The sequence below is a fragment of the Lacicoccus alkaliphilus DSM 16010 genome, assembly GCF_900142805.1.
Classification (GTDB): Bacteria; Bacillota; Bacilli; order Staphylococcales; family Salinicoccaceae; genus Lacicoccus; species Lacicoccus alkaliphilus.
In genome coordinates this window covers 60271-68710 of the sequence record NZ_FRCF01000005.1, presented here as the reverse complement: position 1 = coordinate 68710, position 8440 = coordinate 60271, and the positions used below count along the sequence as shown (strand labels likewise).

Annotated in this window: 10 protein-coding genes; 5 read left to right on the top strand and 5 right to left on the bottom strand. The window is 50.5% G+C overall.

Features of this window, described 5'->3' with window-relative positions:
* Positions 1–317: 317 nt before the first annotated feature.
* Entirely contained in the window at positions 318–1238 is a 921-nt protein-coding gene (locus BUA12_RS07655; protein ID WP_072710007.1) for a nuclease-related domain-containing protein, read from the top strand.
* A gap of 56 nt (positions 1239–1294) precedes the next feature.
* Here BUA12_RS07655 and BUA12_RS07650 read toward each other — a convergent pair whose 3' ends face one another.
* Together BUA12_RS07650 and BUA12_RS07645 are read right to left on the bottom strand one after the other, a co-directional pair.
* On the bottom strand, positions 1295–1474 hold the full coding sequence (locus BUA12_RS07650) for a YkvS family protein (protein ID WP_143146116.1): 180 nt from the start codon (positions 1472–1474) through the stop codon (positions 1295–1297).
* 100 nt (positions 1475–1574) lie between these two features.
* The gene (locus BUA12_RS07645; RefSeq protein WP_072710002.1) at positions 1575–2084 is read right to left on the bottom strand and encodes a sigma-70 family RNA polymerase sigma factor; all 510 of its coding nucleotides are present in this window, start codon (positions 2082–2084) and stop codon (positions 1575–1577) included.
* 229 nt (positions 2085–2313) lie between these two features.
* Between BUA12_RS07645 and BUA12_RS07640 the strand changes: the two genes are divergently transcribed.
* From BUA12_RS07640 to BUA12_RS07630, 3 genes are all read left to right on the top strand, one after another.
* Positions 2314–2820 (top strand): competence protein ComK, encoded by a 507-nt coding sequence (locus BUA12_RS07640; RefSeq protein ID WP_178138245.1) that lies wholly within the window; start codon positions 2314–2316, stop codon positions 2818–2820.
* A gap of 66 nt (positions 2821–2886) precedes the next feature.
* The gene (locus BUA12_RS07635; RefSeq protein WP_072709999.1) at positions 2887–4461 is read left to right on the top strand and encodes a hypothetical protein; all 1575 of its coding nucleotides are present in this window, start codon (positions 2887–2889) and stop codon (positions 4459–4461) included.
* A 149-nt stretch (positions 4462–4610) separates the two neighbouring features.
* Positions 4611–5027 (top strand): MarR family winged helix-turn-helix transcriptional regulator, encoded by a 417-nt coding sequence (locus BUA12_RS07630; RefSeq protein ID WP_072709997.1) that lies wholly within the window; start codon positions 4611–4613, stop codon positions 5025–5027.
* A gap of 67 nt (positions 5028–5094) precedes the next feature.
* Here the strand turns inward: BUA12_RS07630 and BUA12_RS07625 are convergent, their stop codons facing one another.
* The 3 genes from BUA12_RS07625 to BUA12_RS07615 are packed head-to-tail and all read right to left on the bottom strand — an operon-like array spanning position 5095 to position 7456.
* Positions 5095–5523: a GNAT family N-acetyltransferase gene (locus tag BUA12_RS07625; protein ID WP_072709995.1), complete on the bottom strand. Its 429-nt coding sequence runs from the start codon at positions 5521–5523 to the stop codon at positions 5095–5097.
* An 8-nt stretch (positions 5524–5531) separates the two neighbouring features.
* The gene (locus BUA12_RS07620) at positions 5532–5999 is read right to left on the bottom strand and encodes a DUF2538 family protein (protein ID WP_072709993.1); all 468 of its coding nucleotides are present in this window, start codon (positions 5997–5999) and stop codon (positions 5532–5534) included.
* Between the two features lie 20 nt (positions 6000–6019).
* Complete coding sequence (locus BUA12_RS07615; RefSeq protein WP_072709991.1) at positions 6020–7456, bottom strand: LCP family protein; 1437 nt, start codon at positions 7454–7456, stop codon at positions 6020–6022.
* Positions 7457–7760: 304 nt separating this feature from the next.
* Between BUA12_RS07615 and BUA12_RS07610 the strand changes: the two genes are divergently transcribed.
* A complete protein-coding gene (locus tag BUA12_RS07610) occupies positions 7761–8435 on the top strand; it encodes a YveK family protein (RefSeq protein WP_072709990.1) in 675 nt (224 codons plus the stop codon).
* The last annotated feature ends 5 nt before the right edge of the window (positions 8436–8440 follow it).

Sequence of the window (8440 nt, the reverse complement as noted above, 5' to 3'; positions counted from 1 at the left end):
CCTCTACCGCTCACTGGGGGAGCTGAATGAGCGCAAGCCGTCCTCTACCGCTCACTGGGGGAGCTGAGTGAGCGCGAGCGACCCTCTACCGCTCACTGGGGTTGCTGAGTGAGCGCGAGCCGCCCTCTACCGCTCACTGGGGTTGCTGAGTGAGCGCAAGCCGTCCTCTACCGCTCCCCATCGGCCTTCGAGCTGCTGATCACTTCAAACAAAAAGAAACCTTATACCCCAAAAGTATACAAATATAACTAAATTTAAAAAATAAAAAAATCAAAATCGGCATTTTCCTCCTAATAATAGTAAAGGGGGTTTTTATTTTGTTTTTAACAGAAAGAAGTAAGTCAAATGAGCTTAAATATTTGGAGGCTCTTTCAATCAGAACGGAACTGACGGATCGGGAGATGAAAACTTTGGAACGTCTTCAAAAAGGGTACAGAGGAGAGCAGCTGTATGACCGTATACTGGATGAAGTCGGACATGATTCACTTCACATTTTCAGGGATATCTGGATAAAAGCGGATAAGTCACTGACTCAAATAGATAGTCTGATCGTCAGTGATGACCGGATCATCATCAATGAAGTCAAAAATTACAGCGGTCTTTATATTTACGACAAGAACATCTGGCATATCGGTAATATCCAAATATCCGACGATCCTTTGATACAGGTTAGAAGATCCAGCTCCAAACTCATTAAGATATTCAGAGAAAACAATGTCCATATGGATGTGGATCATAAAGTGGTTTTTCCAGACCCCTATTTCATGCTTTCTACTGAAGATCAATCGTGCATGTCCACAGTCATAAAAAGGGACATGCTGAAAACATACATAAGAGGTTTAAACCAACATTCCATCGGTAGGAGATCGGAACAAATCATAAAACTGCTGGAAACCTACACGGTTCCGGGACCCGTCTTTGAGCAGGTGACCGATTTTAAACGATTGAAACGGGGCAGATATTGCATCCACTGCAAAACATACGAGATTGAAAGCTTCCGCGGCTTCACTATATGCAGGGAATGTCATGGAAGAACGGACAATGCCGCGCACATACTGAGAGCGGTCAACGATTTCCAGACTTTATTCCATGGAGAGGATGTCACAGCACCCCTCATTCAATGCTTACTTGGAGATGAGCTTTCCAGCGCGACCATCCGGCGACACCTGAGGCAACACTGCACCCCCGAAAGCACCGGCCGCTTCCGCACATACGCACTGAAAGGGCCCGCCGGCTGACCCCGGCGCAAAATAAAAACCCCTGCTCCATTACAGGAGCGGGGGCCGTAAAGCGATCATGCTTCCGATATGATCTTGTAACGTTTATGATTAACGACTGTCTTTTCAAACATTTCATGTTCGTCAAAACTATCATTGATGGTGATGTCGACGATTACAGAGTTCTCATTCACCTTTTCAACTTTACCTTTCATGTCGCCGAATTCCACGATGTCCCCTACATTTGCCGTGATGATTTCCACTTCGTTCTCTTCTGCCATTGAACAAACCTCCTACAATCATTGAGATATATTATACAAGAAAAACATATAAATGTAACCATTTAAATCCGAACTTTTATATAGTATTGACGAATTCCTTCACTTTTACCCGGACTTTCAGCCGGACCGCCTTGATCGTCGAGATGCTCACACCCAGGATCCCGGCGATCTCCGACGTGGAATACCCCTCTGTCATCAGCTCGAGCCACTGCATTTCACGCTCGGTCAACAGCTCCACGAGGTCCCCGTTCAACAGGTCCACATACGACTCCCGCACCGCGCTCGTCCCGTCATCCTCCAGCCATTCAGTGAGTTCGAGGCCCTTCGACACACGCACACACCTGCGGATTTCATCGATCAGTCGCTGGTATATGCGCGTATAGACGAACTGGGACTCGGTCGCCCCGCGCGCCCGTGCCGGATCATAGCCCAGCAGCGCCTGGAACACCGCGATGCGTCCAATCTGCAGGAAATCATCCTTGTCATAGAGTATGTTCAGTTTATTCATCACCGCATGGATCATCGGCTCATACTGCCGTATCTTCGCTTCGAGCTGCACTTCCCGGCTCAAATCTGGTTTTTCCATTCTTTGTTCCAATCGATTCATCGATGAATCATGTTTTTCCGGATAACGTTAATCTACACGAACCGCGGCCGAATAAAAAACGCCGCAGCCCCCCAAAAATCCACACAACCCCCACTTAAAGTTAACAATGAGTTAACAATGTTAAAAATATGTAATATATACTGAAGTTATTGTATAATGAACTCATTAAGGAGATTTGACAAAATACATGACCAAAGGGGCACAGCATTTGAAAACTTTCGCTTACATACTGCACGACATCAAGTATCTCGAACCCGTCCACCACGAAGCGTTCCTATCGCAGGCAGTCTATCCCGACAGGCATGAGCCCTCCATCCTCACGACGGATGCGTGGCTCGACCGGCTGCTGATCCACCAGTACGGCACCAGCCTGAAAGCCCGGCGTGACCATCTGAAATACGTGCACGGCATCCACCGGCTCGGTCCGATCGTCATCGACGCACATACCGATTTCGTGATGTTCCCGCTCACATCGAGCCAGCACAAAAATGCCTTGTGGCTGAACCTGAATGCGACCATCTGCTTCAGCACACCGGAAACACGCAGCGGTTATGAAACGCGGATCCATTTCAATGACGGCACCTTCAAAGATGTCAGCCATGACATCAGGTTCTGTGAAAAGCAGTATGAGAAGACACTCGCAGTGCTCGATAAGATGCAGAAGATCAGGCGCCATCCGGAACTTTATTTCAATATACAAAGTAAAATCAAATAAATTGTTCAATCACCTTTTAATATCCGGCCATTTTTAGGATAATCAGTGTAGTGGGAGGGGTGTGCCGTGAAAATTCTTGTTGCCGGCGGGACTTACAAAAATCAAATGACGCGCGAAACGGGGCGGAAACAATTCTCGATGGTCGGCGGCCATGTCGTTGCACGCCTCCTCGGACGTTATTCAAAACATGACATCTATCTCCACACCAACATGAGCAGTGAAGCGCAGGACCTCACCAGGAACTTGCGCCAATCCATCAGGAAAGACCATGTGAGCACGGAATACATTGAAAAAGTGTCGGCCCCGTTCGGCATCCTCACCGACGGGGGCATCCATGCCCTCGCCAACACTTTCGAGAGTGCGAGGATCCACAGGAGGGACGGCAGGTTCTTCAGGACGTTCGATGCATTCGTGCTCACGACGGACTTGAACCAGCGGGACTTCAAATATCTGAGGAGTTATGCGCACAACAACGATATCCCGCTCATCATCATCACTTGCGGGGAATACCGGCTCCATATGACGCATCCGGACGACCGCCTCATCACGCTTGAAGCGGGGGCGGGGCTGCCACTCTATCATCTGCATTTGAGCGAGATCCATGAAAGCCTGCTCACGGTGAAGATAAAGGACACGCCGCTCATCACAAGGCAGGTGCAGGATAAGGAACCGGTGAGCGAGGGGACGTTCAGGAAACCCGCGACGCTCCTCGGCCAGCTGATCATTTTCGCCACAGGCATCGCGCTGCTCATCTTCCTCATCATGAGCGTCTTCGAGTGGTTTTCGGCGCCCGGACAGAACCCGCAGGCGGACATCGACTGGAATGCGGCAGTGGATCATCCCGACTGCAGCACGGTCGAAGCATGCACGGTGCTTGGTGACCGATATCTCAGTGCACTCGAAGAATATATGGATATTTCCAGGGAGCCGTACGTGTTTTTTGAAAACAGGCCGAGACGCACATATCAGGACTATGCGGTGGACGATGGTGCCCCCGAACTGATCGAGGAAGTGAGGGAAGTGCCGGGGGGTGCGGAACCATACCTCGGTTACTATGATGAGTTTGAAACCCTGTTCCCGGAGGAATATACAGACCAGATAGATATATTCAGGCTGTTTTCGGACGGGGAGGGGAACACTCTCGCCTATGTCGAGATCAGTGAGGATGAGACCGTCCTCGCGATGGATTTCAGGGATAATGCACATAAGGCGGCACGTTACAGGACGCACGTCCATGAGTTCGCCCATCTGTATTCACTGCCCCCTGAAGACTTCACCGATGAGTGTGCGGCAGACACCGCGATGGACTGTCTGAAGGAAGACACATTGATGCATGACTATACCGTGCGGTTCTGGAGTCATTACGGGGCGGGCTGGCTTGAGAACCGGTACAAATCACAGGCGGAGCGGGACGCTTTCTTCGCCAACAACATCACCGATTTTTATGTACCGTATCAGGCCGTGAACCCCAAAGAGGATTACGCCGTGACGTTCACGATGTTCGTGACGCGGGCCATCCCGGCGGAATCCGGGCAGCTGCAGGATATAAAAGTCCGGTCGATGTATGAAGACCCTGAACATGTGAAGCTGCGTGCGGATATTTTAAGGAATCTTTTGGAGCTCGAAAGGGCGGGGGACTGAATATGGACGGACACCCCTCTAAATGTCCAAATCATGGCGAAACATCAGATGAATGGTCAAAAGAATTGAATGATTCACATATGTATATTGTGCACGAATTGTTTAAGTGTATAATGAAGTTATCCTAATAAAAAGACAGGGTGGTAAAAATGAGCGATGTCAACACTCGGCACGTGTGCAGGCATATATACTTGTTGAATGCCAAGGTCGATCATATGACTACTTTTCAAACTGAAGCGGGCCGCATCTCAAGGGAGCAGCTCTATATGCTTGAAATCATTGCAGAAGAGCCGAACATCACGCAAAAACAACTGATATCAAGAATGAAGAAGGAACAGACGGCCATTTCCCGTTCGATCCAGAGGATGGCCGACGGGCAGCTGATCACCAAAACACAGAGCCGTGAAGATCTGCGTGCATCCTACCTGAAGATCAGCCAAAAAGGGCTCGATCTGATAGATGCACTGGATGATGAGATATGTGAGGTCACCGACGAGCTGCTGAAGGACCTTTCGAAAGAAGAAGTGAAGCATTTATCCGAAATACTCGAAAAACTCCATCGTTGATTGCATAGACCCGCATGGGTCTTTTTTCATGCATGAAAAACGGGGCCCGGAAGGGCCCCGTCAGGGATTACAGTTCACGCACCATATATTTGTGCGGGATGCCGGCATCATCGAACACATCCGATGCGACCGAGTAGCCGAGCTTTTCATAAAAAGGGATCGCGTGCACCTGTGCCGCGAGCTTCGCCTTCAGATGGCCGGCACTCCTCGCATGCTGATGGACACCTTCCATCAGATCATAGCCGTAGCGCCTGCCGCGGTGTGACTTCAGCACAGCCATCCTTTCCACTTTGATGATCCCGTCTCCGATCGGGCGGTACCGGACGGTGCCGACGGCATCACCCGCCCCGTCATAGAGCAGGAAGTGGGTGCTCACGTCCTCATGTTCATCCAATTCGAGGTCGGCGGGGACTTTCTGCTCCTCGACGAACACTTTCATGCGTATATCAAGGCACTGGTCGTACAGTGGCCTTGTGTCTGCTGTCTTTATTTCCATAAGATCACCTACAATTGATTTTTGCGTCGGATGGCAGTGAACTGCCAGAATATCTTCAGATGTACAATGTTCCAGTATTCAAGCCCGAGGGACAGTGCCGGCTGGGTGTTGAAGCGGATATTGGCGCTTTCAGCCGCTGCGAGTGCGATGTACTGGTAATGCGGCTGCAGCTTTTTGAACGCGTCACTCAGGCGGCCGTCCTCATCCCTCACCCAGTCGAGCGGATGGATCAGCTCGAATATGTCGACCTGGTTGAAGACCTGCGGTAGGCTCAGTATATAGCAGGCCGCATCCACTTCGGGGTTCTCGAGTGCCTCGCTGAAGTAGCCCCGGATCGACTGGTAGAGCTCCTTGTGCGTATGGTCGAAGTAATGATATGAATCTTCGATGCCCGGCTGGACACCGTTCAGTATCTGATTTTCCAGGAAATCGAACATCTCGTTGATGTTCGTCTCCTTGTCATAAGTCTTCCTCATGCATACCCACTCCCCATTCTTTAATAGTAGCCGTTTACGCCTGTGCCTTCGTTGTAGGCGCCCTCGTCATAAACCGGTTCTTCGTAGGCCGGTTCCTCGTAAGCGGGCTCCTGATATGCCGGTTCTTCATACGCCGGTTCCTGATATGCAGGCTCCTCATACGCAGGCTCCTCAAAGGCCGGTTCTTCAAAGGCCGGTGTATCATCCTCCGTACCGGACGGTGCACCGTCCGGCGCGCCATTCTCATCGTCTGATTCTTCCTCTGTGCCGTTCACGTCTTCACGGTCCGGCTGGTCTTCACGGTCGAGATCACCTTCACCTTCGATGCCAAGGTCCTCATGGTCGAACTCAGGTATGTCGAAGCCGTTGCCGTAAGGGTTTTCGTAGTCATCGTCCAGTGCCTCGTGCGGAATTTCAGGCTCGTATTCCTCAAGCATATAATCATCGAGGTACTGATACGGCTCGATGACGCCTTCCAGGCGCAGGTTGATCAGATCATACGGCGCACTCGGTTCGAGATCCAGTATTTCACGCAGCGTGTTGGATATCGCGAGCAGATGCTCGGGGTCCGCACGGTAGAAATATGCACCGTTCGGCTCGTACCAGAAATCGTCGCCCACCACCTGCGTGCTTTCGAACTCGATCGAGTTGAATGCGTAATAGGTCGCAAGGTCCCGGATGGTGTCCGACGTCATATCATGGCGGACGTTTTCCGAGACGATTTCGATCAGGTCATCGATCCGTGTGAGGGCGCCGGTGGATTTTGCCCGCTGCATGATCGCCTCGACCATCTCAAGCTGGCGGTTGCCGCGCCCGAGGTCGGTGTCGACATCCCTGTTCCGGACGACCGCGAGGGCTTCCTCGCCATCCAGCACCTGTTCGCCCTCCTCGATCTCGATGGTGCCGCGGTCGATGGACGTCGGTGATTCCATGTCGAAAGGCACATCGAACTCCACGCCGCCGAGCGCATCGACGACATCGACGACAGCCGGCATGCTGACGCGGACGTAGTAGTCGACCGGCACGTTCAACAGGCTTTCCACGGCGAGCATCGAACTCTCGGGGCCGCCGTTCCGGTGCGCATGCGTGATTTTATCAAAATAGTTTTCATCCGGGAAATAGGTGAGCGTATCCCGGGGGATGCTGACGAGTTTGACGTCGTCCTCATCGTTGTTGAAAGTGGCCAGGATGACCGTGTCCGTCCGGAAATCACCGGTGTCCATATCATCCCGCTCACTCCGCGTTTCGGATTCATCGACCCCGAGGATGAGTACGGTGAAGCTGTCGAGGTTCGGATCCACCTCATCAATCCTGAGTTCGGAGCGCTCACGATCCGTCGCCTCGTAGGAATCCGTGACGCCCTGTTCGAATGTGTTGAAAAGGTTATAGATGTAAACCCCGACGCCGATGAGTGCTACGGTCAGCACCAGGAATAAACCGATTAGAATTTTTTTCATAATTGACCTTCTTTAAATGGATTTGTTTGTGGTGACACAGAAGCCGCGCTGCCTTTTATCAACATTATATTGGATTGCTCATGCTTAGTATACCAATCATTTATTTTATAATCTTTTATATATAATTACAATCGATTTATAAGGGCTGATTGAAGGGAAGGGGCAAAAGAAGCCGTGACGGAGGACTTCCTCCATAAATATTTTAAAATTGTGTAAAAATATGATGATTTCATCCCATCGCATGAAAAGGTGTGGTATATTAAAAATTAGGTAAAATTTTAAAGATATAAGGGTGCAGGATAATATGGAAGAAACTTTGAATCTCGAAGATATACTGGAAGTCATCAAGAAGAACTTGTGGATGATCATCAGTTTGATGCTTTTGTTTGGAGCGATCGCAGCTTTTGCGACAGCACTGTTGATGACACCGCAATATGAAGCAAATACACAGATCCTGGTCAGCCAGTCGGAAAATGCGGATTCCGTCAATAATCAGGACATACAGGCAAGTCTGCAGTTGATCAATACATACAGGGACATCATCCTGAGCCCGACGGTGCTGGATGATGTGGTGGACGGTCTCGGACTGGAACAGTCCACAGGCGCACTGGCCAATCAGATCACCGTGAACAACCAGGATCAGTCACAGGTCATTACAGTGACCGTCAGTGATGAAAATCCGCAAAATGCAGAAATCATCGCCAACGAAATAGCTTTGGTCTTCCAGGACAGGATCACTGAGGTGATGAATGTGGATAATGTGTCCATCCTGGCAGAAGCCAATGTGGGCGATGACCCGTCACCGGTTTCACCGCAACCGCTCGTCAATATCGCAATCGGACTGATCTTGGGGGCATTGCTCGGCGTGGGGATCGCATTCCTCAGGGCATTCCTCGACAAGCGTGTCACGACCGAAGAAGAGATGGAAAGGCATCTGGAGCTCCCGGTGCTCGGTACAATCGCGAAATTCGAAAAGTAGGAAGG